This window comes from Duganella zoogloeoides (genome assembly GCF_034479515.1).
GTDB lineage: Bacteria > Pseudomonadota > Gammaproteobacteria > Burkholderiales > Burkholderiaceae_D > Rugamonas > Rugamonas zoogloeoides.
In genome coordinates, this window is sequence record NZ_CP140152.1 from 1140656 (window position 1) to 1165142 (window position 24487).

The 24487-nt window shown below is 63.8% G+C and carries 24 protein-coding genes; 3 read left to right on the forward strand and 21 right to left on the reverse strand.

What is annotated here, in order from left to right:
- Nucleotide 1 precedes the first annotated feature (1 nt).
- The 8 genes from fliM to fliF all read right to left on the reverse strand — a co-directional run bounded on the left by fliM (nucleotide 2) and on the right by fliF (nucleotide 8803).
- Nucleotides 2–982 carry a flagellar motor switch protein FliM gene (gene fliM / locus SR858_RS05010; protein ID WP_019922831.1) on the reverse strand — a complete coding sequence of 327 codons (981 nt, stop codon included), beginning with the start codon at nucleotides 980–982 and terminating at the stop codon, nucleotides 2–4.
- Between the two features lie 34 nt (nucleotides 983–1016).
- Nucleotides 1017–1529 (reverse strand): flagellar basal body-associated protein FliL, encoded by a 513-nt coding sequence (gene fliL / locus SR858_RS05015; protein WP_019922830.1) that lies wholly within the window; start codon nucleotides 1527–1529, stop codon nucleotides 1017–1019.
- Between the two features lie 203 nt (nucleotides 1530–1732).
- On the reverse strand, nucleotides 1733–3214 hold the full coding sequence (locus SR858_RS05020) for a flagellar hook-length control protein FliK (protein ID WP_019922829.1): 1482 nt from the start codon (nucleotides 3212–3214) through the stop codon (nucleotides 1733–1735).
- Nucleotides 3215–3240: 26 nt separating this feature from the next.
- A complete protein-coding gene (gene fliJ / locus SR858_RS05025; protein WP_019922828.1) occupies nucleotides 3241–3681 on the reverse strand; it encodes a flagellar export protein FliJ in 441 nt (146 codons plus the stop codon).
- A 37-nt stretch (nucleotides 3682–3718) separates the two neighbouring features.
- Nucleotides 3719–5296 (reverse strand): flagellar protein export ATPase FliI, encoded by a 1578-nt coding sequence (gene fliI, locus SR858_RS05030; RefSeq protein WP_019922827.1) that lies wholly within the window; start codon nucleotides 5294–5296, stop codon nucleotides 3719–3721.
- Between the two features lies 1 nt (nucleotide 5297).
- The gene (locus SR858_RS05035) at nucleotides 5298–6065 is read right to left on the reverse strand and encodes a flagellar assembly protein FliH (RefSeq protein WP_026637455.1); all 768 of its coding nucleotides are present in this window, start codon (nucleotides 6063–6065) and stop codon (nucleotides 5298–5300) included.
- Nucleotides 6066–6072: 7 nt separating this feature from the next.
- Nucleotides 6073–7071 carry a flagellar motor switch protein FliG gene (fliG, locus tag SR858_RS05040; RefSeq protein WP_019922825.1) on the reverse strand — a complete coding sequence of 333 codons (999 nt, stop codon included), beginning with the start codon at nucleotides 7069–7071 and terminating at the stop codon, nucleotides 6073–6075.
- The gene (gene fliF, locus SR858_RS05045) at nucleotides 7064–8803 is read right to left on the reverse strand and encodes a flagellar basal-body MS-ring/collar protein FliF (RefSeq protein WP_019922824.1); all 1740 of its coding nucleotides are present in this window, start codon (nucleotides 8801–8803) and stop codon (nucleotides 7064–7066) included. The genes fliG and fliF overlap by 8 nt, the downstream gene beginning before the upstream one ends.
- A 246-nt stretch (nucleotides 8804–9049) precedes the next feature.
- On the opposite strand from fliF, the gene fliE reads away from it, so the two are divergent.
- On the forward strand, nucleotides 9050–9394 hold the full coding sequence (gene fliE / locus SR858_RS05050; RefSeq protein ID WP_026637454.1) for a flagellar hook-basal body complex protein FliE: 345 nt from the start codon (nucleotides 9050–9052) through the stop codon (nucleotides 9392–9394).
- A 72-nt stretch (nucleotides 9395–9466) separates the two neighbouring features.
- Here fliE and SR858_RS05055 read toward each other — a convergent pair whose 3' ends face one another.
- On the reverse strand, nucleotides 9467–10087 hold the full coding sequence (locus SR858_RS05055) for a cysteine hydrolase family protein (protein WP_019922822.1): 621 nt from the start codon (nucleotides 10085–10087) through the stop codon (nucleotides 9467–9469).
- Between the two features lie 94 nt (nucleotides 10088–10181).
- Here SR858_RS05055 and SR858_RS05060 point away from each other — a divergent pair, with 94 nt between their 5' ends.
- Nucleotides 10182–11129, forward strand: a complete 948-nt coding sequence (locus SR858_RS05060) for a GlxA family transcriptional regulator (RefSeq protein WP_019922821.1) — start codon at nucleotides 10182–10184, stop codon at nucleotides 11127–11129.
- 12 nt (nucleotides 11130–11141) lie between these two features.
- On the opposite strand, the gene SR858_RS05065 is transcribed toward SR858_RS05060, so the two are convergent.
- The 12 genes from SR858_RS05065 to SR858_RS05120 form a co-directional block, all read right to left on the reverse strand.
- Nucleotides 11142–11873, reverse strand: coding sequence for a flagellar brake protein (locus SR858_RS05065; protein ID WP_019922820.1), 732 nt, complete (start codon nucleotides 11871–11873; stop codon nucleotides 11142–11144).
- 41 nt (nucleotides 11874–11914) lie between these two features.
- Nucleotides 11915–12244 carry an EscU/YscU/HrcU family type III secretion system export apparatus switch protein gene (locus SR858_RS05070; RefSeq protein WP_019922819.1) on the reverse strand — a complete coding sequence of 110 codons (330 nt, stop codon included), beginning with the start codon at nucleotides 12242–12244 and terminating at the stop codon, nucleotides 11915–11917.
- On the reverse strand, nucleotides 12234–13568 hold the full coding sequence (fliK, locus tag SR858_RS05075; protein WP_019922818.1) for a flagellar hook-length control protein FliK: 1335 nt from the start codon (nucleotides 13566–13568) through the stop codon (nucleotides 12234–12236). The genes SR858_RS05070 and fliK overlap by 11 nt, the downstream gene beginning before the upstream one ends.
- Before the next feature lie 14 nt (nucleotides 13569–13582).
- Nucleotides 13583–13909 carry a flagellar protein FliT gene (locus SR858_RS05080; protein ID WP_019922817.1) on the reverse strand — a complete coding sequence of 109 codons (327 nt, stop codon included), beginning with the start codon at nucleotides 13907–13909 and terminating at the stop codon, nucleotides 13583–13585.
- A gap of 3 nt (nucleotides 13910–13912) precedes the next feature.
- Nucleotides 13913–14350, reverse strand: coding sequence for a flagellar export chaperone FliS (gene fliS, locus SR858_RS05085; RefSeq protein WP_026637452.1), 438 nt, complete (start codon nucleotides 14348–14350; stop codon nucleotides 13913–13915).
- A gap of 24 nt (nucleotides 14351–14374) precedes the next feature.
- Complete coding sequence (gene fliD, locus SR858_RS05090; RefSeq protein WP_019922815.1) at nucleotides 14375–17071, reverse strand: flagellar filament capping protein FliD; 2697 nt, start codon at nucleotides 17069–17071, stop codon at nucleotides 14375–14377.
- A gap of 213 nt (nucleotides 17072–17284) precedes the next feature.
- Entirely contained in the window at nucleotides 17285–17659 is a 375-nt protein-coding gene (locus tag SR858_RS05095; RefSeq protein ID WP_019922814.1) for a flagellar protein FlaG, read from the reverse strand.
- 92 nt (nucleotides 17660–17751) lie between these two features.
- Entirely contained in the window at nucleotides 17752–19284 is a 1533-nt protein-coding gene (locus SR858_RS05100) for a flagellin N-terminal helical domain-containing protein (RefSeq protein WP_019922813.1), read from the reverse strand.
- Nucleotides 19285–19589: 305 nt separating this feature from the next.
- Nucleotides 19590–21179 (reverse strand): GGDEF domain-containing protein, encoded by a 1590-nt coding sequence (locus SR858_RS05105; RefSeq protein ID WP_019922812.1) that lies wholly within the window; start codon nucleotides 21177–21179, stop codon nucleotides 19590–19592.
- 177 nt (nucleotides 21180–21356) lie between these two features.
- A complete protein-coding gene (locus tag SR858_RS05110) occupies nucleotides 21357–22004 on the reverse strand; it encodes a response regulator (RefSeq protein ID WP_019922811.1) in 648 nt (215 codons plus the stop codon).
- Nucleotides 22005–22065: 61 nt separating this feature from the next.
- On the reverse strand, nucleotides 22066–23214 hold the full coding sequence (locus tag SR858_RS05115; RefSeq protein WP_019922810.1) for a sensor histidine kinase: 1149 nt from the start codon (nucleotides 23212–23214) through the stop codon (nucleotides 22066–22068).
- Nucleotides 23215–23272: 58 nt separating this feature from the next.
- Nucleotides 23273–23839, reverse strand: a complete 567-nt coding sequence (locus tag SR858_RS05120) for a hypothetical protein (RefSeq protein ID WP_026637451.1) — start codon at nucleotides 23837–23839, stop codon at nucleotides 23273–23275.
- Between the two features lie 80 nt (nucleotides 23840–23919).
- Between SR858_RS05120 and greB the strand changes: the two genes are divergently transcribed.
- A complete protein-coding gene (gene greB, locus SR858_RS05125) occupies nucleotides 23920–24486 on the forward strand; it encodes a transcription elongation factor GreB (protein WP_019922808.1) in 567 nt (188 codons plus the stop codon).
- Nucleotide 24487: the final 1 nt, after the last annotated feature.

The following is a 24487-nucleotide window of genomic DNA, read 5'->3' on the forward strand; positions in this document are numbered from 1 at the left end:
GTTATTTGAAGTGATCGGTATTGGCCAGCAGTTTTTCCACCTTGAGCGCGTACTGGCCGTTCATCACGCCATAGCTGCAATCCATGACCGGCACGCCGTCCACGGTAGCGGAAATAAACTCCGGTATTTGCAGCGGGATGATGTCGCCCACGCGCATGTTCAGGATTTCGTCGAAGTTGACCTTGGCCGTGCCCAGCGAGGCCACCAGTTCCACTTCGGCGATCTGGATTTGCTGCGTCATCAGGCGGATCCAGCGCTTATCGACTTCCAGCGCCTCGCCCTGCAGGCTCGAGGTCAGCGAATCGCGGATCGGCTCGATCATCGAGTACGGCATGCAGAAGTGGATCTGGCCCGACACGGAACCGAGCTCCACCGTGAAGGTCGATGCCACCACCACCTCGTTCGGGGTGGCGATGTTGGCGAACTGGGTGTTCATCTCGGACCGGATGTATTCGAACTCGACCGGGTACACCGGTTCCCATGACTTGGTGTAAGCCTCGAACACGATGTCGAGGATGCGCAGGATGATGCGCTGCTCGGTCTGGGTAAAGTCGCGGCCTTCCACGCGCGTGTGGAAGCGGCCGTCGCCGCCGAACAGGTTGTCCACCAGCAGGAACACCAGGCCCGGATCGAACACCATCAGGGCCGTGCCGCGTAGCGGCTTGATATGTATCAGGTTGAGGTTGGTGGGGACCACCAGGTTGCGGATGAATTCGCTGTACTTGGACACCCGCACCGAGCCCACCGACACTTCGGCGCTGCGGCGCAGGAAGTTGAACAGGCCCACGCGCAACAGGCGCGCGAAGCGCTCGTTGATAATTTCCAGGGTCGGCATGCGGCCCCGGACGATGCGTTCCTGGGTGGCCAGGTTATACGTGCGGACGCCCGCGACATCTTCCTGCGCCTGGGCATCGTCCTGGTCGCCGTTGACGCCCTTCAGAAGGGCATCGACTTCTTCCTGGGAGAGAAAATTATCGGCCATGGTGTGACTGCCTGCTTCGCTGTGGTGACACTACTTACTGAATGATGAACGCGGTAAACAACACATCGACAACGTCCTGCTTGTCGCCGCGCTGCTCCAGCGGCTCGCTGGTTTGCTCGACGATTTCCTTGGCCAGCTGCATCTTGCCTTCGGGCGTGTTGATGTCGGCCGCGCGCTTGCTCGACAACAGCAAGAGCACCCGGCTGCGCACCTTGGCCATATTGACCTTGAGGTTTTCCTTTTCTTCGGCGCTGCCCACTTCCAGCGTGAACGCCAGTTGCAGGTATTGCTCGGCGCCGTCTTCACCCGGCTGCAGGTTGACCGTGAACGGATCGACCGGCAAATATTCCGGTGGACCGGCTTTCTTTTCCTTCTTCTTTTTCTTGGCCGGCGCTTCTTCCTCGTGCGCATCGCCACTGTTGTGCATGAAATACCACGCTGCGCCACCGCCGCCGGCGCCCAGCACCAGCAACACCGCCACGATGATGATGATCAGCTTCTTGCTGCCGCCGCCTGCCGGCGCATCCACTTTCTGATCAGCCTTCATTTTTGGGTTCGCTTTCAAAAAATTGCCCCTGGGTGTTAAATCGGTTCCGCCATTATGTCATTATCGGTTGTGCCTGCGCAGCAAGATCGAGCGAAAAGAGGGGCGAACGCCCACCTGCTCGGTGTTTCCATGGCGGAACATGCAACAAAACCTGTGATGACGGCCCGCTCGCCCCCCGGATCGCCGGATCGCTGGACCCGGGGTCAGGCGAAGGTATCGACCGCACCGCTCGGCAAGCGCCGGGTGGTGACGGTGCGCGCCACCTCGGCGCCATCGTCGCCGGCCGCGCCGCCCCGGCCACTGCCACCGCGATTGCCATCGCTGCTGCCGGCGCGCTGGCCGGCAGCCTGCTGCCCGGCGCCTGACGAGACGGTGGCATTGCCCAGTGTGATACCGGCTTCGCCCATCATCTCGCGCAGCCTGGGCAGGGCCGCTTCCAGCGCCTGGCGTACTTCCGGCGCGGCCGAGGTGAAGGCAGCGGTGGCTTGATCCTTGTTCACGCTCAGGACCACCTGCAACGGCCCCAGGTCGGGCGGATTGAGCTCCATGGTGGCGCTCTGTTCGCCGCCGGCGGCCATGAAGATCACTTTCTGGCCCAGTTGCTGGTCCCATGCGGGCGTGCCCACGCGGCTGTACAGCGTGGTGGCCGGCGTGGCCACCTTGGCCAGCTCCAGTGCATTGGCGCCAGGGGCCGCGCCGGCCGCTGCCAGCGTGGCCGGCGTGGCGGATGCGGCTTCCTTGGCGGCCAGTGCTGCGTCCGCTTCGGCATGGGCATCGACACGTGCGCCGACGGTGGCCAATTGCTGGCCGAAGCTGCCGGCCTCGACTTTTGGTGGGAGTTCGGTGCCTGGCGCGTGCTGGGTGGCGCTGGTGGCACTGATGGCGGACGTGTCGGCGGACGCATCGGTCTTCGCTTCGACTGCTGGCCTAAAGGTGCCTTGGGCGTGCTTGGCCGGCGCGGCGTCGCCGGCCAGTTCCGCGCGCGGCGGGATCGGGGTACTGGCGGCATCGGCGCTGCCGGCAGCGGGCGGGGTGTCGGTGTCGGCGCCGCCAGCGGTGAGCAGGGCTTCGGCGTCGGCGCTGCTGGCAGCGGGCAAGGTATCGGCGGCGCTGCCCAGTGCAGCCTGGAATTCGGTGTCGGGCAACTGTTCGGCGGTGTCGGTGCCGGCTTCGGCGGCGGTCAATACGGCCAGGGTGGCGGCATCGACGGCGCTTGCCGCCGCGCCACCAGCACCCGCCAGGGCAGCGTCGGCGTCGGCACTGGCCGCACTGGCATCGGTGCGCTGGTTGAAGGCTGCCACCAGGGTCAGCATGTCGGCCACCGGATCGGCCGCGTGCGCGGCCTCGGCATCGCTGGCGGCGCGCTCATTGACGTCATTCTTGGCGTCATTGTTGGCGGATTTCGGGGCCTCTTTCTGGCCGGCGCCGGCGGCCCGGCGGGCATGCTCGGCCGGCTTGGGCGGGGCGCTGTGGTCGATCGGCTGCTCTTGCCGGGCCGTCTTGGTGGTCGCCTGGCGCTCGGCAGCCCGAGTCTCGGCATTTTTCATGGTCTGGCGCTGCTCGAGCTGTTGCGACAAGGCTTGCTTGAAAGCATCGTTGCTGCTGCCAGCGCCCGGGTTGGTGTTGACCTTGGGCAGGTTGGCTGCCTTGCTGGCATTGACCGATGGAAGTGGGGCGTTTTGCATGGTGGACCGGGTGGTGTCGTGAGAAATCAGCGCTTGTAGAACGCCTGGCGTGCTGCATGTTCATCCATCTGCTTCTGGTCGCGCTTGTTTTCCAGCTTGAGCGCGGCAGCATCGGCGCGCTCGTTCAGGGTCGAGTACGAGACGCGCTTACGCTCGGCCGTCTGCCAGGCCAGCTTTTCCTGGTTGCTGCGCTGTTCGGCGCGCGTGATCGCGTCATGCTGACCCTTGACGGCCACGTCCAGCTTGTCCATGAAGGCCTGGAAGTTGCGGTAAGCCATGGGCGTGATGCCGGCCGCTTGCGCTTCCTGAAAACGGTTGACGTATTCTTCGCGGTAGCCGACCAGCATCTCGTGCTTTTGCCGCGCCTCGTCCACCGCTTTGAGCGAGGCGCCCAGGCGCTTGGCGGCATCGTCGGTTTCGCGGCGGGCCAGGTCGATCAGGGTTTCGAGTTGTGCTTTGGAAGCCATAATGACTCCGATTATAGGTCTCGGCCGGAGCCGTCAATCAGTTGAACAGCGTGGTAAGTTGCCCCAAGCTCTCGTCCATAGTCACCCTTTCGGTGATCTGCTGTTGCAGGAATTGCTCGATCTTGTCGTGCAGCACGATGGCCTGGTCCAGCACCGGGTCGGTACCCGAAGCATACGCCCCCACGCTGATCAGGTCACGGCTGCGTTCGTATCGTGAAAACAACTGTTTCAGCCGGCGCGCGCGCTGCTGGTGCTCGTGCGGCGTGATCGAATGCATGGCGCGGCTGATCGATTGCTCGATGTCGATGGCCGGGTAATGGCCAGCCTCGGCCAGGCGGCGGTTGAGCACGATGTGGCCGTCCAGGATGGCCCGGGCCGAGTCGGCGATCGGATCCTGCTGGTCGTCGCCCTCGGTCAGCACGGTGTAGAACGCCGTGATCGAGCCGCCGCCCAGTTCGCCGTTGCCGGCCCGTTCCACCAACACTGGCAGCTTGGCAAACACCGACGGCGGATAGCCCTTGGTCGCTGGCGGCTCGCCGATGGCCAGCGCGATTTCGCGCTGCGCCATGGCATAGCGGGTCAGTGAGTCCATGATCAACAGCACGTTCATGCCCTTGTCGCGGAAGTGCTCGGCAATCGCGGTGGAATACGCCGCACCCTGCAGGCGCATCAGCGGTGGCGTGTCGGCCGGGGCCGCCACCACGACCGAGCGGGCCAGGCCTTCCGCACCGAGGATCTGCTCGATGAACTCCTTGACTTCACGACCGCGTTCGCCGATCAGCCCGACGACGATGATGTCGGCCTCGGTGTAGCGCGCCATCATGCCCAGCAACACGGATTTACCGACGCCGGATCCCGCAAACAGGCCCATGCGCTGGCCGCGGCCGACGGTCAGCATGGCGTTGATCGAGCGCACGCCCACGTCGAGCGTATCGACAATCGGCGCGCGGCCCAGCGGGTTGGCGGGGCGGGTATTGATCGGTGCACTGTCGGACGCGTTGAGCGGGCCCAGGCCGTCGAGCGGGCGGCCGGCCGCATCCAGTACCCGGCCCAGCAGTTCGGGCCCGACCGGTAAATGACGGGCGCGGTCGCTGGGGCGGCGGCGCGGGTGGTTGACGGTGCCGGGGCGCGGAATCGCCGGCTCCACCGGGAATACCCGGGTGCCGGGCACCACGCCCTCGACATCGCTTTGCGGCATCAGGAATAATTTGTCGCCTTCGAAGCCGACCACTTCCGCCTCGATCTTGCCGCCCGACGGCAACGGCACGGTGCAGGCGGCGCCCACGGCCAGGCGCAGGCCCACCGCTTCCATCACCAGCCCGGCCACGCGGGTCACGCGGCCCGATACCTGCATCGGTTCCACGAAACCGACCAGCGCGTTGCAGTCGCCGAGATAGGCTTGCCAGCGGCTGGCGTGGGGATTTTTTGCCGGCGGCGCTGCCGGCGGGGCGGTCGGGGCAATGTCATCTTCCTGGTCGCCATCGAGCAATTGCTCAAGCCCCGGCTGCAGATGGGTTTGCAAGTCGGCCGGCAATTCGTCGGGAGGCAGGATCAGGCCTTCGGCCGGATGTTGCGCAGCGTCGGTGGTATCGGGCGTGGGAATGTCGGCGCTCATGTCAGTCCAGCCAGCCGATGTCCTTGCCCAGCGCGTGGGTCAGGCGTTCCCAGCGGGCGGCGGCGGTGGCGTCGATCTGGTTGCTGGCGGTATCGACCTTGCAGCCGCCACGGCCGATGCTGGCGTCGATCACCACGCGCCAGCCGCCCTTGGTCAGCTCCTCGCCGATGCCGGCCTTGACGACCTCGGCATCGTCCGGGTGCAGCACCAGCAGCGCAGGCTGTTGCAACACGGGCAGGTATTCAATGGCTTCGCGCACGATGGGGATGATCAGTTCGGGCTTGGCGGGCAGGGCGCTTTTGAGCATGCCCTTGGCCAGTTGCAGCGCCAGTTCCAGCACGTCGTTGGCGATCAATTGATCGGCCTCGCGCAGCGCAGTGGAAAAGCTGTCGGCCAGTGCGCGCACGTGTTCGAGCGCTTCGTCGGTGACTTTTTTGCCGGCGTCCAGCGCTTTCTTGTGGCCGTCGGCGTGGCCGGCTTCGTGGCCTTCCTCGTAGCCGGACGTGCGTGCTTCCTCGCGGATCGCCTCGAGTTCCTCGACGGTGGGATAGACGATCGGTGGCGGCACAGGCGGGCCGATGTCGGCCAGTTCCTGTTGCGCTTCGATTTGTTCGTACACGCGCTGTTCGGCGTCGTGGCGGGCTTGCTCGGCGGCGTGCGCACGCTGTTCGGCCTCGCGCTCGGCGACCACGCTCGGGCGTTCGTCGCCAAACGAGGTCATTTCCCAGCGCTGGAATGCAGTCTGCTTTTCTCTTGGTATGGTGGACATGAATTAATTATACGAATGAATCTTCGCCCTTGCCGCCGAGGACGATCTGTCCTTCGTCGGCCAGGCGGCGCACGATCTGCAGTATCTGCTTTTGCTGGCTTTCCACTTCCGACAGCCGGACCGGGCCTTTGGATTCGAGGTCTTCGCGCATCATTTCGCTGGCGCGCGCCGACATGTTCTTGAATATCTTCTCGCGCAATTCCTGCGAGGCGCCTTTCAGGGCGATGATCAGCATTTCCGACTGCACCTCGCGCAGCAGCAGCTGGATACCGCGGTCGTCGATATCGATCACGTTGTCGAACACGAACATCTCGTCCATGATTTTCTGCGCCATGTCGTTGTCGTAGTTCTTGATGTTGTCCATCACCGAACTTTCCTGCTCGCCGCTCATGAAGTTGAGGATCTCGGCCGCCGTGCGCACGCCGCCCAGCGACGATTTCTTGATGTTCTCGTTACCGGACAGCAGCTTGGTCAGCACGTCGTTCAGTTCGCGCAGCGCGGCCGGCTGCACGCCGTCCAGGGTGGCGATGCGCAGCACCGCGTCGTTGCGCAGGCGGTCGGTGAAGTGGCTGAGGATTTCGCAGGCCTGGTCGCGCTCTAGGTGGACCAGGATGGTGGCAATGATCTGCGGGTGTTCGTTGCGGATCAGCTCGGCTACCGATTGCGAATCCATCCATTTCAGCGATTCGATGCCGGACGCATCCTTGCCGCCCAAGATGCGCGACAGCAGCACCGATGCCTTGTCGTCGCCCAGCGCCTTGGTCAGCACCTGGCGGATGTACTCGTCGGAATCGAGACCCACGGTGGACGCAGCCGCCACCATGTCGCGGAAGTTTTCCAGCGTGCCCACCACTTCTTCGTGCGGCACGTTTTTCATGGTGGCCATGGCGGCGCCGAGTTTCAGCACTTCGCGCGGTCCGAGGAATTTCATCACTTCGGCCGCTTCGCTCTCGCCCATGGCCAGCATCAGGATGGCCGCTTTTTGCAGTCCGGTATTCTCAGTCATTTGCGCCTATCCATTCCTTGATGATGTTGGCAACGATACGGGGGTCTTCGACCGCCAGTTTTTTCGCCATGGCGAGGTTTTCGCGGTACGAGCGCACGGTGGTCTCTTCCATCTTGCGCAATTCTTCTTCGGCAATGAGCGCCTCGTCCGGGCCTTCCTCGATGACTTCCTCCGGCACTTCCGGCTCCGGCTCCGGCGTATTGATCTCGTCGATTTTCTTGAACACGGGCCGCATCATCGGGCGCACGATGCGCAGCACGATATACAGCAAGATCAGGGCCGTGATCAGGAACTTGGCCAGGTCCTTGGCCATCGGCAAATTGGCCGGATCGCGCCACCAGTCGAGCGGCGCCTCGAACGGCCGGTCAACGCCGTCGAACGGCGAGTTGGCCACGCTCACGGCATCGCCGCGCTCCTGGTTGTAACCCATCGCCTGCTTCACCAGGTCATTGATCTTGGCCATCTCTTCAGGAGTATAGGCCTTGATCGTGACTTTGCCGTCCTTATCGACCATGCGCTTGTAGTTCACCGCCACCGCCACCGTCAGGCGGCGCAGGCCGCCCATGCCGCGCGACTCGTAGCGCACAGTCTTGTCCACTTCGTAATTGGTGGTCGATTCCTTGTGGGTGGGCGAGGCGGCCGTGTTGGCGTTGGTGCCGGGCGGCGTGCCGGGGGCGGGCGGCACGGCGCCGGCGCCACCGGCGATCTGGTCGAGCGGCGCGGTAGCCGTGCCCGGCGGCTGGTTCGACAGCGCGCCGGGAATGCCGCCCGGGTTGGCAGGGGCGCCGCCGTTGGTTTCCGTGCTTTGCTGGCTGCGGATGGCCGAGGCGGCCGGCGGCGAGTTCGGCTTGTAGGTTTCGGCGGCCTGTTCGATCTGCGAGAAATCGACGTCGGCGGTCGCTTCGGCGCGCACATTGTTTTCGCCGACGATCGGGATGATGATCGATTCGACCTGCTTGATGATCTGCGTCTGCATGTCCTTGACATACTTGAGCTGCGTTTCATCCATGTTCTTGGCGTTCAGACCCGATTTCTTGTTCTGGTCCGAAATCAGGTTGCCGGCCTGGTCCACCACGGTAACGTTGGCCGGCATCAGTTCCGGCACGCTCGACGCCACCAGGTGGACGATGGCGGCCGTTTGCAGCGGGTCGAGCATGCGGTTCGGGTGCAAGGTCAGCAGCACCGAGGCAGTCGGCTTTTGCTGGTCGCGCACGAATACGGACGGTTTCGGCAGCGCCAGGTGGACGCGCGCGTTTTCCACGGCGGCCAGCGACTGGATCGAGCGCGCCAGCTCCCCTTCGAGCGCGCGCTGGTAGTTGACCTGTTCGAGGAATTGCGATACGCCCAGTTTTTGATTTTCCATCAGCTCGAAGCCGACGTTGCCGCCTTTCGGCAATCCCAGTGCGGCCAGTTTCAGCCGCGCATCATGGACTTGTTCGGTCGGTACCAGGATGGCCGTGCCGTTCTCGGAAAACTTGTGCTTGATGTTGAGTTTGTCGAGCTCGGCCGTGATGGCGCCGCCGTCGCGGTCGGTGTAGTTGGAAAACAGCACGCCGTAGTCGGGCGCCTTGTTCCACAGGTACAGGCCGATCAGCACCGCCACGATCGCGGCCGCCGCTGCGCCGCGCAGCACGTTGCGGCCCATCGGCGTTTGCAGGAACGGCAGGCGTTCGGCGCCGTCGTCGGCTGCGGGCGGCGCATTGGTAGGGTCGAGTGGTTCGGCTACGGCCATGATGGTTAAATTCCGGGTACGTGGGAGTGATGCCTATTATTGCTTGACCCTGGGCAATTCAATCGCGTGAACAGAGCGCTCTTTCCGGTCTTGCTCGGACGAGAGTGCTTGCCAGGCTCTTGGTAATCTGTCAGCTCTGAATAAAGGCGAACCTCTGCCACAGCGGCATGCCTATTGTAACGCCGCACCGGGACAAAACGTGAAATTTGTTTCGTGAAAGCAACACCGAGATAAACAGGAGTGGAAATGAGAACAGGTGGAATCGATAGCAGCCAGATCCAGTCGATGATCGCGCAGTTGAAGGCGCACGCCACGCGCCCGCAACTGACGCCGCCCGTGGTGCAGACCGAAACGGTGGCCGCACCGAAGGCCGAGTTTTCGGACGCGCTGAAAACCGCGCTCGACTCGGTCAACGCGGCCCAGGTCAAGTCGAGCGAGATGGGCAAGCGCTTCGCCATGGGCGACGACAGCGTGAGCCTGTCGGATTTGATGATCACGATGCAAAAGTCGAGCATCAACTTCCAGGCCGCAATCCAGGTGCGTAACAAGTTGGTGACCGCCTATCACGACATCATGAACATGCAGGTATAGCGGCTGTTTGAAAGCGCGCACGACGTCGTTGCAGCGTCTTGCAGTACCCATGCACTGTCTGCGCCGGGAGATTTACTTCCTTGTGCGCTGGTTGGACATGACGATATTGTCCATCTCCAGCCCCACGCCGTGGTTGACGGCAGCCACCCACGCAGCGGTGGTTGCCACCGCCGCAAAGCTCGAGTGGAACACCACGCTGAACACGCGGTGGATTTCTTCCGCGCTGGCCTTGCCGGCCGCGTTCTCATAGGGCAGCGATCCGCTCGCATCCGCCAGAAACTCAACCTTCAAGCCCACATGCGCCGCGTGGTAGATCGAGGCTGCATCGCAGTTGTGGGTCATGTAGCCGACGATGGTCAAGGTGTCGATCTGGTGCGCCCGCAGCCATTCGGCCAGGTCGGTGCCGGCAAATACGCTGGCCTGGGCTTTTTGCAGGTAGTGGTCTACCTTGCGCGCGGCCACATCCGGGTGCAGTTCCCAGCCCGGCGAACCGGTGGCAAATACCGGCGCGCCAGCCGGGGTGGCGTGTTGCACCACGATCACCGGCACGCCGTTGGCGCTGGCCGTGTCCATCGCCAGCATGATATTGGGCAGCGAAGTAGTCACTGGCGGGTATTCGATCGGTAGCGTGCCGGTAAAGTATTCGTTCTGAGCGTCAATGACGAGCAGGGCGCGGCGGGGAGTGGCAGTCATGGCGATTTCCTTGAAAGTGGGGGAGGAGCCATTGTCGGCGGAGCGGGCTACGCGGGCTAGTGGCCCGAAGGCATGTCTGCGATACAATCGGGCCATGACGACTGCCCCCACAAAAGTTGCCGTGATTGCCTTCAATGGCATCACCCCGTTTCACCTGTCGGTGCCATGCCTGGTGTTCGACGCGGCGCCTGCCGGGCGCTTCGACGTGTGCGTGTGCGCGGCCGACGGCACGCCGCTGGCCACCTCGGCCGGTTTTGCGATTGCGACCGCACACGGCCTGGAAGCGCTGGCGGATGCCGACCTGGTGATCATGCCCTCGTGGCACGACGACTGCCGCCCGGCGCCGCCCCGGCTGCTCGATGCCCTGCGCGGCGCCCATGCCCGTGGCGCCCGGGTGGTGGGGCTGTGCCTGGGTGCCTATCCGCTGGCCGAAGCGGGGCTGTTGAACGGCAAAACCGCCACCACACATTGGGCCTACGCCGATCAGCTGGCGCTGCGGTTTTCCAAGATAACAGTCGACAGTGACGTTTTGTACGTGGACCAGGGAACGGTGCTGACGTCGGCCGGCGTGGCGGCCGGGCTCGATTGCTGCCTGCACCTGCTGCGCCAGCAGTGCGGGGCCGAGCTGGCCAACGTGGTGGCGCGCCAGTTGGTCGTCGCGCCGCACCGCCAGGGCGGCCAGGCGCAGTTCATCGAGCGGCCGCTGCCGGTCTCGCGTAGCGACGGCCGCTTTGCCGACGTGCTGGCGTGGGTGGGGGAGCGGCTCGAACAGGCCCACAGCATCGATGCGCTGGCCGCACGCGCGGCCATGAGCCGGCGCCACTTTACGCGCCACTTCCGCCAGGCGACCGGCAGTTCCTTCAAGCAGTGGCTACTGGCGCAGCGGCTGGCACAGGCGCGCCGCCTGCTGGAAGGCAGCGACGCTGCCATCGAGGTGGTAGCGCAGCAGTCAGGGTTCGGCTCGGCGCTGTCGCTGCGCCAGCATTTCAAGGCGGCGTTGCAGTTGTCGCCGTCCGCTTACCGCAAGGGCTACAGAATTTAACTGGCGTTTGCGTTACGACATGCCAGCAATGCGGGCGTTACGCTCGCGTTCGAGCTTGGTGATATAGCGCTGCACGTAAGCAAGCATGCTGCGCTGGATGTCGGTGAATTCGCAGCCCAGGCGGCGGTTGGTCTTGTTGTTGAGCAGGGTCATGTCCAGCGAGTTGCGCACCTGCAGCGAGGTGGTGACCGCGCCGATCTCGGGCAGGTCGATGCGGCAACCGGGGAATACCTTGCCGATGGCGTCGCCCAGCAACATCTTGTTGTCGAGGATGGCGATGCCGCCGCAACTGATGTCGGCCAGCGGGAAGCTGGTGTTGCCGCCAAGTTCTTCCGGCAACGGAATCACCACCCGCACCGGGTTGGTCACCGGCGTGCTCATGCGGTAAAACTCGCGCCGTTGCAGGCGGATCAGGGTGAGCGGCACGCTGATGCGGAAGGCCGGTTCGCCTTCGTGGGTGATCGCTTCGATGCGCTCGGCGGCAAACATGATGCGCACCTTGTCGAGCGTAGTTTCAAACGACAGCCGCTCGGCGTTGGCGATGCGCTGGTTTTGCTCGGCGTCGATCGACGTGTCGAGCACCACGGTATCGCGCACGTCGTCCACGGCCAGGATCGAGGTCACGCACACGTCGGACTCGCCCTGGATCAACATGCGGATCAACTGGTTTTTCTGGCCGATGTTGCGCAGCAGGGACACGATCTCCTTGCGCGATTCGATCTCGAAATCGTGCCAGTTTTCCAACGCCGCGTCCTGAAATTGAGGGTACATCGAAGCCAGTCGGGTCAAGTGTCGCTGATGGGAGCGCTGGTGTCGGGAGCCGCCGGCAGCGGCTGGCCGGACTTTTGCGCAGATTCAATATAATAAAGCCACGCCAACAGTTCCGCAATCGTGCGGTAGAGCATGGGCGGAATTTGTTGATCAAGATCCACGTCCATGAGCAAAGAGACAAGTTCCTTCGACTCGTGGATGTGCACGCCGGCTTCCAGCGCCACGCCGATGATCTGCTCGGCCACCAGGCCACGGCCCTTGGCCACCACCTTGGGCGCGGGTGTGCCGTCCTGGTAGGCCAGGGCCACCGCCTGTTGCAGCGGCTTGCGCGCTTCAGTGGCCATCGGCGGCTCCCGGGGTATCCTGCTGGGCGATCGCCAGCGACGACAGCAGGCCCCCGGCCGCCGCCATCGCCGCTTCGAACTGGCCGGCGTAGGCGCGCAGGGTGGCGGCCGCATCATCGGTGTCGGTGTGCAGCTGCACGTGGACCTGGTCGCCGACCATGGTCACGGTGGCGGCCACTTTGCCCAGCATCGGCAGCCGGAAGCGCACGCCGCTGCGCCATACCTGCTCCTGGCCGTCGTCCGCCTGCTGCTGGCGGCTGCCGTCGCGCTGCTCGCGCTTGACCTCCCATTGCATCTGCTGGCCGGGCCACGCTTCGCCGTTCCACTGCACCCGGCCCTGTTCCTGGGTGTGCAACTGCTGGTTGACCATTTGCGCCGGGGTCAGGTCGGGGCCGCCCGGCCCCAGGCGTGCCAGCGATTCGCCCGATTGCTGCGCCAGTCGTTGCAATTGCTGCATGTGCTGCATTTGCGGCTCGCGCATCAGGTCCGCCAGCGGTCGTTCACCTTTGACCCACTCGGTCACGTGCGATTCGTAGAACAAGCCGCTCTTCGAGATGGTGTCGTTGAGCTTTTGGGCCAGCTTGTCGGTGTCGGGCGCGGCATTGCCGAACAGCGCAGACTTGCCGATCAGCGCCAGTTGCGCCATCTGGCCGCCGGCCGGCAAGATCGTCGCCAGCGCCCGCGCGGTGGGGCTCAGGGTCGATTGCGGCGTGGTGTGGTCGAGGCCCGGCAAGTCGGCGCTGGCGGTGAGGGGCGCCTTGCCCAGCAAGGCGGCGGCCAGGCTTTGCGGCCGTGCCGCTTCGGCACCGCGGCCGCCCTGGGCAGCAGCGGTGCCAGCGGTGGTAGCTGGCCCGGCGTCCGTGTCGGCGGGCGGGGTGGCGGCGGCATTGCCGGCAACGCCGGGCGGCACATTACCCGACAAACCCGCGCCGCGCCCCAGGCCCGCCTGCGGGGCGGCCTGGGAGGGCAAGTTGGCCGGCTGGGCGTCGCCGCCATCGGGATAGACCACGGTGGCGCCGGCAGTGCCGGTGCCGAACTGGAAAGTGGGACGGGGAGAGGCGCTGAGCACGGTCAGCGAAACTTCGGCGCCGACCTTGACGTCGGTCGGCAACATCATGCGGACGTTCTGCTCGGCGACCTTGACCAGCGCACTGCCGTCGCTGAACTTCGATTGCACGACCGCCGGCACGTTCTGGCCGACCAGGCCCTGCAGCGCCTTTTGCAGCGCCAGCTGGCCTTGGCGAGCGTCGCCGACGGCGGCGCCAGTGCCGGCGCCGTCGGAAGGCCCGACCGGCCGGATGCTGGCGTCAATGCGCGGCAACATGGCGCGCCCCGGCTTTAGACGTTGCCGTAGGCGTTAACCACGCGCCGCTCGGTACCGGTAGAGCTGATCAGCTTGGACAATTGCGCCATCCACGGCATGGTGAGGTCGCGGATCTGGCGGTCGGCATTGAGCATCTGGCGGATCAGCTCGATCTTGCGTTCACGGTCGGCGCCCGTCATCGACTGGCTCGGTTCGGCCCGCAGCGCCTGCACGTGCGCAGCCACGCGCTGTTCCAGCGCGACCAGCGTATCCCAATCGCTGGCGCTGGCGGCCTGTACCATTTGTTCGGTGAGGGCAGCCATGGCGGCGTAGGCGGATAAAGCTTCTTGATTCGTCATCATGGGTCAAACGCTCGCAAAGTTGGCAGGTTGGGGACGGCCGGTGACGGCAGGATTGTCGGCGATCGCGTTCCAGGCGTCGCGCAATTCGATCAGCAGGCGCTGGACTTCCTCGACGATGCCGGCATCGCTCTGGATGTTGGCGGTGAGCAGGCGCCCGCTCATGTATTCGTACAGGGAATCGAGACCCTCGGCGATCTCGCCGCCCGCCTTTTTGTCGAGCGCGGAACGCAGTCCGCTGTCGATGATCAGGATGGCCTTGGACAGCGACTTGCCTTTCTCGGCAATATTGCCACTGCGGATGGCGCCCAATGCGCTGTTGAGCGCGACCAGCGCGCCGTCGAACAGCATGACGATCAGCTTGTGGGGGCTGGCGGCGACGACGCCGGTTTCCATGCCAACCTTGGCATAGGCATGCACGCCAGTTTGTCGAGATCCAAACATACTCTGTCTCCTGTGAGTGGGACGTTACTTTACTGAAGCCAGTGAGGCCAACTGCTGCGTCAGAAACGATTGGGTGCTGTTCAAGTTCGCGATCATGGTGTCGAGCGCCGAATACTGCTTGCGGTAGCGCGCCTCCACCTCCACCAGCCGGGCAGCGAATTTATCGCGCTGCGTAGTGATGCCCTTGACCGCGTCGTTGAGCCCCTTGGTGCGGCTGGTGATGGCCCCGCCGGCACCGAGATAACCGGACGCCAATGTATTGAGTTGGTACGCGTAGCCCTGGGAAAACCCGAAGGTGCCGCGCGCACCGGTGGTATCGCCCTCCACGGTGAGCTTGAGGCCTTCGACCGGACCACCGGGCATGCCGGTGAGCGTCTGACCGTCGCCGCTGGCTGCGTACTCGCCGATGGTGCCCGCCACATCCTTGCCCTTGACTGACGTACCGGTGCCAAAGACCGCCGAGGTGTCGGTGCCGGTGGTCATGGTGATGCTGATGTTGGACTTCGAGCCGTAATTGGTCGATTCCAGTTTAAGTTTGCCATCGGTGCCCACGGTGGCTGCCACGGTCGAGCCTTTCGACGAGAAGGCAGATACGCCATTGATCGACGACTGCAGTGCGGCCGCCAGTTGCGATGGATTGTAACGACCTTCCGGGATAGTAATGGTAGCCGTGTTGGATGCCAAGGTCGGATCGGTGTCATTGAGAGTGACACTCCAGGTCGTATTCGCACCGATGACTGTCTCTTCCGGCAATACATTGGTACCCTGCAAAGTCCCCTTGGTGGCCAGTTGCGTGATATTGATCGCGTAGTCGCCAGCGCCGGTTTTGGCGGTGGAGCTGACAAACTTGATATCGGGGTCGGTACTGCGGCCCACGGCCGCAAACAGGCCGGCGATATCGTTGTAGTTGTTGTCGATGGCTTTTTGCAGCTTGCTGTTGTCGAGCACCAGGCTGCCGTCCTTCTGGAACGCAATGCCGATTTGCGACAGGCTGGTCAGGCTGGTGCCTTGCAGCCCCGTCAGGCTGGCCGTCATCTGGCGGCGGATAGTCGCTTGCAGGTTGCGCAAGGTCGAATCGCCGAGCAACGGACCGCCAGTCTTGGTTTCTTCGTTGTACCCGCCCAGCGACGTGAATTGATTGTTGAGATCGTTGTACGCCTTGACGAAGCCATTGACCGAGGTGGTCAGTGCCGCCGTGTCCTTGTTGACCGCCAGCGTGGAACTGCCGGTCTTGATCGCATTGATGGTCACCCCGGTGATCGCGCCCGAAATGGTGTTGGTCGAACTGGTCACGTCGATCCCGTTGACTGTGGCCTTGGTATCGGATGCGGCCATTTTCTGGTTCATGTTCTGCACGCCGCCCGGATCGTAGCTGAGCAAGTCGACCAGGGCCGGGTCGGGCGGTTCGCCGCCGGTGCCGGCCAGCGTGATCTTCATGGTGGAGCTTTGGCCGGTGCTGGTCGACGTGAGGATCAGGCGGTTGGGCTTGGCATCGGTGCCGCTGGAACCATCCGAGACGATGCTGGCGGTCACGCCGAAGCCGCCCTTGTTGATCGCATTGACGATCTCTTGCAGCGAATTGTTGGTGCTGTCGATGACGACGTTGCCGCTGGTGCGGTCGCTGTCGGCCGTAAAAATGGCATCCTGGTAAGCGCCACCCACGCCGGGCGTGAGGCCAGCGCCGGCCGGATTGCTGCCCGCCACGCTGATCGGACTGCCGTCGTTGGAAATGAGCGAAATCGACCCCACCACCGTGGTGCTCGAACCGATGTTGGCCTGGCCGCCGCTATTGCCGATTCCGCCCGTGACAGTGCCCGAGACCGCTTCGGCGATGGCCACGTTGCTGCCGTCGGCGTTGGTAAAGCGCAAGGTGCCATCGGCTGCCGTGCCGCTCACCGTAATGTTGGCGTCGGCCAACGCGCGCACCACCGAGGTGTTGCCGCTCAGTGCGGTGTCGATCGAGGCTGCCGTCACTGCGCCGGCTGCCCCTCCGGCCACGTTTTCGCCCTGGACCGCGATTTCCACGCCACCGACCGACAGCGAATAGGTGCCGCCACCGCTGGTGTCGACATTGCCGAAGGTAGACGCGCCGCCGGTGCCGAACAGGGTGGCGCTGGTGATGGTGGGCGCCGCCTTGGCCGAAACGCCAGTGGTGGAACTCTTGGCATTGATGGCGTCGGCCAGCAGGCGGGCGCTGCGCGTGGTGCCGTCAGTGGCGATCGCGGTGCCGTTGATCGATAGTGCACCCGGCGTCAGGCCGCCCGTGCTCAGGCTGGCGCCCAGCGCCGTGCCGTTGATGCCGAACGTGCCCTTGCTGACCGTGCCCAGCGAGAAGCTGATGGTGGTCTTGGCGCCGACACCGATCGCGGCCGTGGTGGACTTGAAACCGTTGGACGCCAGCGTTTGCGGCTGCGCCACCTGGGTCACATTGATCTTGTAGGAGCCGGCTTTGGCCGTGCCATTGGCGGTGGCATTGAAGATCGACGCGTCGCCGGGCAACGCGGACATGGTCTGGAAGCTGCCGAGCGACGTCAGGCCCGACAGCGCCGACTGGAACGTGCCCAGCGCGCCTGACAGGTTGCCGAACGCCGATACCTGGCCCAGGGCGCTGGCCGACTTTTTGTCGTACTGCGCCAGCGGCGCCGACTCGACCGTCATCAGCTTGCTGATGATGTCGTTGATCGGAAGCCCGGATCCAATGTTGGGGGTCGAGATAGCCACGTTGCACTCCTGTGTAAACCAATAATATAAGGCAATAACGGCAGAATCAAACCGGACTTGAGAGGGAAGAATACCAGTCAGTTCCCACTTAGCGGAAGAAAGTCGGGGTTGACGATGATGCCGTTGCGGCGCGGGGCGGGCGGCATGCGTGTAACAGCTTGCCATGCGGAGGAGAAAAACGGCGCGCGCAATGCGCGCCGTGGTGCTGCGGGTTCAGGCGGTTTGCTGGATCAGCACGCCCTTGGTGGACTTCGCTTCCATCGCCTTGGCGATTTCCAGCGCCTCGGGCGTGGGAATCTGGCGCAGTACTTCCTTGGTGCTCTGGTCGATAACCTTGACCACGGTGCGCTTGCTGTCGGTATCGATGGAAAACTCGAGCCCCTGGGATTTTGCCTGCGGCGATTTGTTCAACTCGGACACTGCCCGGTTGACCTGTTCGAGCGAAGGCGCGCCCTTGACGGCGTTGGCGGTGTCGACGGTGGTGGCCGGCGAGCGCGTGGCTCCCGGTGCGGGAGCGGCGTCGGCGCCCGCAATCTGGCGTTCCGCCGGGCGACCGGTGGCGACAGAACCTATTGAGTCGATAGTCATGATGCGTCCTTTACGAAAAATCCCCGACTGATGAAATCAGCCGGGGAGCGTGGTTAGCGCAAGTTTTTTCTGAGCTAACTCATCCCGGGGGATTAGCCACGCAGCAGCGACAGCACGCCGTTCGGCAGCGAGTTGGCCTGGGCCAGCATCGCGGTACCTGCCTGTTGCAGGATCTGGCCGCGCGTCAGGTTGGCCGTTTCTTGCGCAAAGTCGGTATCCTGGATACGGCTACGCGAAGCTGACAGGTTCTCGGTCGTCGTGTTCAGGTTGGCGATCGTCGAAGCGAAGCGGTTCTGGATCGCCCCGAGGTCGGCGCGGTTCTTGTTGATCTGGTTCAGCGCCGAGTCGATGGTTTTCAGTGCTGCATTCGAACCTTCCACGGTGCTGACGTCGATCTTGTCCACCGACGCCAGTTCGCTGCCGATATCGGCTGCACCCAGGCTCACAGCGCCGCCGTTGATAGAGAAGCCGCTGTCGGACGACAGCTCGATCGAACCACCGACCGTCACGGTAGCGGTCGCCGGCTGACCGGCACCTGCCGTGGTGGTCGGCGGGGTGGTGGTGGTGTCGATGATATCCGCGCCGCGCATCTCGGCATTGGCCATGGCCACATTGGTGGTACCGGTGCCGCTAACCATGGTGATATCGTCGCCGGCGATGTTATCGAGTTGCAGCTCTTTCTGGTTGGTGGTCTGGTTGACCTTGATGCTGGCGGTAACATTGGTCGTACCGCTCTGGGCATTGATTGCCTGCGCCAGCGACGCCAGGTCGCCGTTCTTGACCGACGACGAAATCGTCACAGGGTCCGCATTGGCGCTTTTCAGCGTAAAGCTGACCGCCTGCGACGTTGCGCTAGGCAGGCCGCCAGTATCGAGGCCGATGCCTTTGATGGTCGCCGTGGTTTTGGCCTGTGCCGACACACCACTGCTATTGCTCAGGGCATTGATCTTGGCGGCAATGGCCTTGGCGCTGTCGCCGGCGGCCGCTTCCACCTTGGTAGTGATGCCTGCGCCGGAGCTGATGGTCAGCGGTTCGGCGGTAGTCAGGCCGTTCGCTGCCGTGGCGACGGCGGCGTTCATGGTGGCGCCGCCGGCGGTGGTTTTGATGGTGTTGTTGCCCAGGTCGGCTGCCTTGGCGCTGGCCACACCGATGTTGATGGTCTGGTTCGAGTTCGCGCCAACCTGGAACTGGGTATTGGTCAGCGAGCCGTCGAGCACGTTCTGGCCGTTGAACTGGGTGGTATTGGCCACGCGGTCCAGTTCTTTCGACAGGGAAGCGACCTCGTTCTGGATCGATTTACGATCCGATTCCGAGTTGGTGCCGTTGGCGGACTGCACTGCCAGTTCGCGCACACGTTGCAGCAGATCGCCAGCGGTGCTCAAGCCACCCTCAGCAGTCTGAGCCAGCGAGATGCCGTCGTTGGCGTTACGGGCTGCCTGTTGGTTACCGCGAATTTGCGACGTGAAGCGCTCGGAAATTGCCAGGCCGGCGGCGTCGTCCTTGGCGCTGTTGATGCGCAGGCCGGAAGACAGACGTTGCAACGAGGTCGACAGATTAGCTTGCGAGCTGCTCAGGTTACGTTGCGAATTGAGCGATTGGATATTACTGTTGATGACTTGTGCCATGATGATTCTCCAGATTACTACGGTGTGGGCTAGCTGCTCATTTCACTTTGGTCTGTCTCCGCGTTCCGAGACAATCAAACCGCTGTTGTAATGATTTTCGGTTGCCCAGCGGGAAAATTTAGGCCTGGAAACGAACTTTAAATTTTATTGATGGCCTAAAGTTCAGGTTTCGCACCCGCTTAATCGACCGTTGAAAACGAATCTTTAGGGCAAAAAATAATTTATTTCTCTGCGATTTAAACAAAAAAAAGCCCGGCAGGCGCCGGGCTGGACAGGTTTTGTGGCAACCGCGCCAAGTTTTTGGCCTAGTCGGCCATCACCACCCGGTTCTTGCCGGTCTGCTTGGCGGTGTACATGGCCTTGTCGGCCCGTTTGACCAGCTCGGTTTGATCTTCGTTGGGACGGCGCAGCGCCACGCCGGCCGAGAACGTGATCAGGACTTTCTCGTTATCGTGCAGGAAGAAGTGCTTGGTCAGTTCGCGTTGCAAACGGGTCATGGTCGATGCGGCCGCCTCGATGGTGGTCTCGGGCATCAGGATCAGGAATTCCTCGCCGCCGAAGCGGGCGATCACGTCCATCGACCGCAGGGTTTCCTTGACGATTTTCACCAGGTGCTTCAAGGCGGCGTCGCCGGCAATGTGGCCGTAGGTGTCGTTGAGCTTTTTAAAATCGTCGAGGTCGAGCACGGATACGCACAGCGGCGTGCCACGGCGGTCGGCGCGCGCGGTCTCGCGCTCGAACACGTCGTCCAGGCCGCGCCGGTTGAGCGAGCCGGTCAGTTGATCTTCGCGTACCAGCTCGCTCAGGTGCTGGAGCTTGGCTTCGAGCGCGTGGATGCGGGTTTCTGCGTCCTGCACTTCCTGGCGCGCCAGCACCATCTTGTCGCGCGCCTTGAGGGCCTCGGCCTGCACCAGCCGGGTTTCCTTGAGCACCTCGTCGAGAATGCTGTTGAGCTCGGCAATATTGTCGGCCTTGCTGATCTTGTCGGAATACCCGCCGATCTTTTCGTGGAAGTCGCCGGTGGAGGCAGCCACCGCGCCCAGGCGGTCGATAAACGTCATCATCATGTTCTTGACGGTGAGCTTGACGTCCGACAGGCTGTGCTTGAGCTGGCCCTGCTTGTAGATCACTTCCTTCAGGCTGCGCGTGGCGTCCTCGAGGGCACGGACGTCGAGCGGGCCCGAGATCAGGTGCTGCACCGACTCGATCTGGCCTTGCAGCCAGCTGTCGTCGTCCAGCAGTTCGCTGACGTTTTCGAGCAGCAGCTTGAACAGGCGCAGCAGCAATTCCTGCTGCTCGCCGCTGTCGGCGCCGCGCACCTCGATCTGGAAGCACAGCTGTTTCAGGCGCAGGCCGATCTCGGTCAGCGCTTCCTCGCTGTGGGCGTCGCGTGCGGCCGCGCCCAGCGATTCGGCCTCGGTCGCCAGCGCGGGCGCGCCGGCCAGCAGCGAGGCGACCGCAAAGGTGAGGGTGCGGCTGAGCAGTTCGCGCAGGGCGCGGCTTTGCTCGTCCTCGGCGCCTGGCGCACCGGCGCCACCGAGGCCGGCCACTTCGATGCCTGGCTTCTTGCTGATAAAGTGTTTTTCCACCAGCTGCGACAACATGCGCGCATAGCCGTCCCAGTCGCGCGACTTGACCGCGCGGTTGAAGCGGCGGCCGAACTCGGCCAGGTCGCCGGTGCCGTCGGTGAGGCGGGTGGCAAACTGGTTCAGTACCGCTTCCGGGCCCGGATCGATGGCAACCACCGGCGCAGCGACAGGTTCGCTGATGCCGGCGATTTCGTTGTAAATTTCGCGGTAGGCCTCGGGCGTGGGAGAAATCCGGCGCAACGCCAGGCGCTTGAACGCCTCGCGTGCGATCTCGGCCGGATTTTGCTCGGTGGGTTTGCTGGACATGGAACCTCTATGGGTTTACTTGGTTGTAGCATGATAGGCCCATGCCGGACACACCATTGCGCGGAGCAGGCGCGGAAAAACGTCTTTCATTTCTGCATCAAGAATGTTCTATCCGACAACCATAATGGGACTAATCGTTGTCATTTTACCCCTGTCGGGCCCGTTCGTCGTCCTCCCTTAGTCGATCAGCTGGTTTTTGATCGCATAGTGTGTCAATTCGGCGCTGTTCTTGAGCTTCATTTTGACCAGCAGGCGGGCCCGGTATTCGCTGACGGTCTTGACCGACAACGACAATTCCTTGGCGATTACGCCCACCGTCTTGCCGGAGGCGATCATGGTCAGGGTCTGGTATTCGCGGTCGGACAGGGCGTCGTGCGGCGGCGCCTCGTGGTCTTCGCCCACGTGGTTGGCCAGTTCCTGCGCCAGCGCCGGGCTGATGTACTTCTGGCCGCCAGCCACCTGGCGGATCGCGTTGACCAGCTCGCGCGGCGCGCTCTGCTTGGTCAGATAACCGGATGCGCCCGCCTTGAGCGAGCGGATCGCATATTGATCTTCGCGGTGCATCGACAACATCAGCACGGCCAGGTCCGGTTTTTCCTTCTTGATCTGCTTGAGCACGTCGATACCGCTGCGGTCGGGCATGGAAATGTCGAGCAGCATGACCTGGCATTCTGACTTGCGGAACAGCTTGACGGCTTCCAGGCCGTTCTCGGCCTCGCCGGCCACGATGATGTCGCGCGTCTCGGCCAGGATTTGTTTCAAGCCTTCGCGCACGATGGCATGGTCGTCGGCAATGAAGACCTTGATGATGGCTTTTTCGCTCATGGTGGTTTTCTCTACTTTTCTGCAAGCGCTCTGTGGCGCATTAGGTTGCTTAGCCAGCCGGCTATCCGCCTATTGTAGCCCCCGGGGCCGGTTCCGGTCCCGGTTCCGGCCCCGTGCTTTCGTGGCGAATCTTGATTGCCACGACCGTGCCGCCCCCCGGCGCGTGGCTCAGCGTCAGGGTGCCGCCCAGCGCGCGGGTGCGCTCCACCATGCCGCGCAGGCCGAACGACGCCGGCTTGGCGCGGTCGGCCTGGCGGATGCCGCGGCCGTCGTCGGTGATCTTCAGGCTGACGTAATGGCGCAACCGCGCCAGCTTCACGCTCACCCGGCTCGCTTCGGCGTGTTTGGCGATATTGGTCAGCGCTTCCTGGGCGATGCGGAACAGCGCCGTGGACTGGTCTTCGTCGAGGCCCATGTCGCGCTGGTTGTAGCTGAACGTAGTGTCGATGCCAGCCTGCTTGTCGAACTCGCGCACCTGCCACTCGAGCGCGGCCACCAGGCCCAGGTCGAGCAGGGCGGGGCGCAGGTCGAGCGAAATGCGGTGTACGGCGTCGATGGTGCGGTCCACCAGCGAGTCGAGGTAGTCGGTGCGCTCGCGCAGCGCCGGGTCGATGCCGTCCAGGCGCGTTGCCAGCATGGCCAGCGCCATCTTGATGGCGGTCAGGTTGCCGCCCAGCTCGTCGTGGATTTCACGGGCGATGCGGGTGCGTTCCTGTTCCTTGACGCGGTCGGTGTGCGCGCTCAGCTCGGCCAGCCGCGCGCGCGACCGCCGCACTTCCTGCTGTTCCTGCTTGCTCTCGGTGATGTTGGTCATCATGCCGTCCCAGCGCACAGCGCCGCCGGGCAGCGCGTGCGGCGTGGCGCGCAGGTTGATCCATTTGACGTCCTTCCAGGCATCGACCCAGATCCGGCCTTCCCAGTTCCAGCTCCACAGCGCACTGGCCGAAGCCTGCATGGCATCCTGGTACGAGTCGCGGTCCTCGGGCAGGATCAGTTCGAGGAAGCGGCCGGGCGCGGCGTGCAGCGCGGCAGGCGTGAGGCCCAGCAGCGCCTGGCAGCCGTCGCTCAGGTACGGGAACGACACCGCGCCGTCGGCCTGGCGCTCGAACTGGTACACCAGGCCGGGCGTGTTGGAGACGATGGCGTCGAAACGTGCACGCACCTGCGCCAGTTCGGTGGCAAGGTCGGGCGGGGCAGGGAGGCTACTCATGGCGGTGGTCGGCGGACTCGGTGATCTGGTTGGTATGGCACGGTGGTTGGCATGGCAGTCAGGTGCGCCAGCGAGCCCGAAAGCGCTTGAGCAGGCGGCGAAAGCGTCCGGTCCAGCTGCGCGGGCCGCTGCTGGCGCGCTGGCGCCAGCGCCGCACACGGCCGGCCAGCGCCTGCACCTGACGCCAGGCGGCGGTGGCGCGCAGGCGCGCGATCCAGCGCTGCTTGAGGTCGAGGAACCAGCCCAGCAGGCGGGCAAACCAGACAATGGTGAGCAATACCGGCCGGGTGAGCAGGTACAGCCGCGCCACGGCCGCCGCCCCCACCACCTTGGCCAGCACGATCACTGTCAGGCCCAGCAGCGCATGGCCGTTGGCCAGCGCCCACAGGGCCAGCAGCTTGACCGGAAACAGCAGCGCGGCCGGCAATACCATCAGCACCAGCGCGGCGTACGGTCCCAGCCGGCAAATCCACTGTTCCAGGCGGGCGAGCGGCGGCCAGGCCGTGAGCCGGCGCATCAGCGCCGCGCCCAGGTCCCACAGCCAGTCTTCCAGCAGCAACAACAGCGCCGCCAGGTAGACCAGCGGCGCAAACAGCCAGCGGTGCAAGCGTCGGAAATGTTTCATCGGGCCTCGTGTGGTTCTTCTCGCAGCATGATACGTGAAACAAAACGTTTGCGGAAAAGCAGCGCTGTACAATAGGCGTCATGAACAAAGCCTTTGTAAAAGAATCCGACGGGGACGACGACGAGGAAGCCGCCGCGCTGGCGCTGGCCATCCCGGCCGGCTCCAAGAACTACATCCGCCCCGAGGGCTACCAGCGCATCAAGGACGAATTGCTGCAGCTGATCGACGTTGACCGGCCGGAAGTGGTGCGCATTGTCCACTGGGCCGCGTCCAACGGCGACCGTTCCGAGAACGGCGATTACATCTACGGGAAAAAACGCCTGCGCGAAATCGACCGCCGCATCCGTTTCCTCACCAAGCGCATGGACTCGGCGGCCATCGTCGATCCCAGCGTGCACCACGGCAGCGACCAGATCTTTTTTGGCGCCACTGTCACCTATTGCGACCAGCATGGGACCGAGCGCACCATCACCATCGTCGGCATCGACGAACTCGATCCTTTGAATGGCAAGATCAGCTGGGTGGCGCCGGTAGCACGGGCATTGACCAAGGCGCGCGAAGGCGACCTGGTCACCTTCCAGGCGCCGCACGGCGTCGATGAGCTGGAAATCCTGGCAGTCAGTTACCCGGCGCCGGCGCCGCAGTAGG

Excerpts from the sequence above, each read along its gene's own strand:
- SR858_RS05080 (WP_019922817.1), bottom strand. The coding sequence starts at position 13,909 with ATGATGACGAATCAAGAAGCTTTATCCGCCTACGCCGCCATGGCTGCC.
- SR858_RS05035 (WP_026637455.1), bottom strand. The coding sequence starts at position 6,065 with ATGTCCACCATACCAAGAGAAAAGCAGACTGCATTCCAGCGCTGGGAA.
- fliI (WP_019922827.1), bottom strand. The coding sequence starts at position 5,296 with ATGAGCGCCGACATTCCCACGCCCGATACCACCGACGCTGCGCAACAT.
- fliM (WP_019922831.1), bottom strand. The coding sequence starts at position 982 with ATGGCCGATAATTTTCTCTCCCAGGAAGAAGTCGATGCCCTTCTGAAG.
- greB (WP_019922808.1), top strand. The coding sequence starts at position 23,920 with ATGAACAAAGCCTTTGTAAAAGAATCCGACGGGGACGACGACGAGGAA.
- fliL (WP_019922830.1), bottom strand. The coding sequence starts at position 1,529 with ATGAAGGCTGATCAGAAAGTGGATGCGCCGGCAGGCGGCGGCAGCAAG.
- fliE (WP_026637454.1), top strand. The coding sequence starts at position 9,050 with ATGAGAACAGGTGGAATCGATAGCAGCCAGATCCAGTCGATGATCGCG.
- SR858_RS05105 (WP_019922812.1), bottom strand. The coding sequence starts at position 21,179 with ATGTCCAGCAAACCCACCGAGCAAAATCCGGCCGAGATCGCACGCGAG.
- SR858_RS05095 (WP_019922814.1), bottom strand. The coding sequence starts at position 17,659 with ATGACTATCGACTCAATAGGTTCTGTCGCCACCGGTCGCCCGGCGGAA.
- fliJ (WP_019922828.1), bottom strand. The coding sequence starts at position 3,681 with ATGGCTTCCAAAGCACAACTCGAAACCCTGATCGACCTGGCCCGCCGC.
- SR858_RS05100 (WP_019922813.1), bottom strand. The coding sequence starts at position 19,284 with ATGGCACAAGTCATCAACAGTAATATCCAATCGCTCAATTCGCAACGT.
- fliS (WP_026637452.1), bottom strand. The coding sequence starts at position 14,350 with ATGTTTGGATCTCGACAAACTGGCGTGCATGCCTATGCCAAGGTTGGC.
- fliF (WP_019922824.1), bottom strand. The coding sequence starts at position 8,803 with ATGGCCGTAGCCGAACCACTCGACCCTACCAATGCGCCGCCCGCAGCC.
- SR858_RS05070 (WP_019922819.1), bottom strand. The coding sequence starts at position 12,244 with ATGGCCACTGAAGCGCGCAAGCCGCTGCAACAGGCGGTGGCCCTGGCC.
- SR858_RS05115 (WP_019922810.1), bottom strand. The coding sequence starts at position 23,214 with ATGAGTAGCCTCCCTGCCCCGCCCGACCTTGCCACCGAACTGGCGCAG.
- SR858_RS05020 (WP_019922829.1), bottom strand. The coding sequence starts at position 3,214 with ATGCAAAACGCCCCACTTCCATCGGTCAATGCCAGCAAGGCAGCCAAC.
- SR858_RS05060 (WP_019922821.1), top strand. The coding sequence starts at position 10,182 with ATGACGACTGCCCCCACAAAAGTTGCCGTGATTGCCTTCAATGGCATC.
- fliK (WP_019922818.1), bottom strand. The coding sequence starts at position 13,568 with ATGTTGCCGCGCATTGACGCCAGCATCCGGCCGGTCGGGCCTTCCGAC.
- SR858_RS05055 (WP_019922822.1), bottom strand. The coding sequence starts at position 10,087 with ATGACTGCCACTCCCCGCCGCGCCCTGCTCGTCATTGACGCTCAGAAC.
- SR858_RS05120 (WP_026637451.1), bottom strand. The coding sequence starts at position 23,839 with ATGAAACATTTCCGACGCTTGCACCGCTGGCTGTTTGCGCCGCTGGTC.
- SR858_RS05110 (WP_019922811.1), bottom strand. The coding sequence starts at position 22,004 with ATGAGCGAAAAAGCCATCATCAAGGTCTTCATTGCCGACGACCATGCC.
- fliG (WP_019922825.1), bottom strand. The coding sequence starts at position 7,071 with ATGACTGAGAATACCGGACTGCAAAAAGCGGCCATCCTGATGCTGGCC.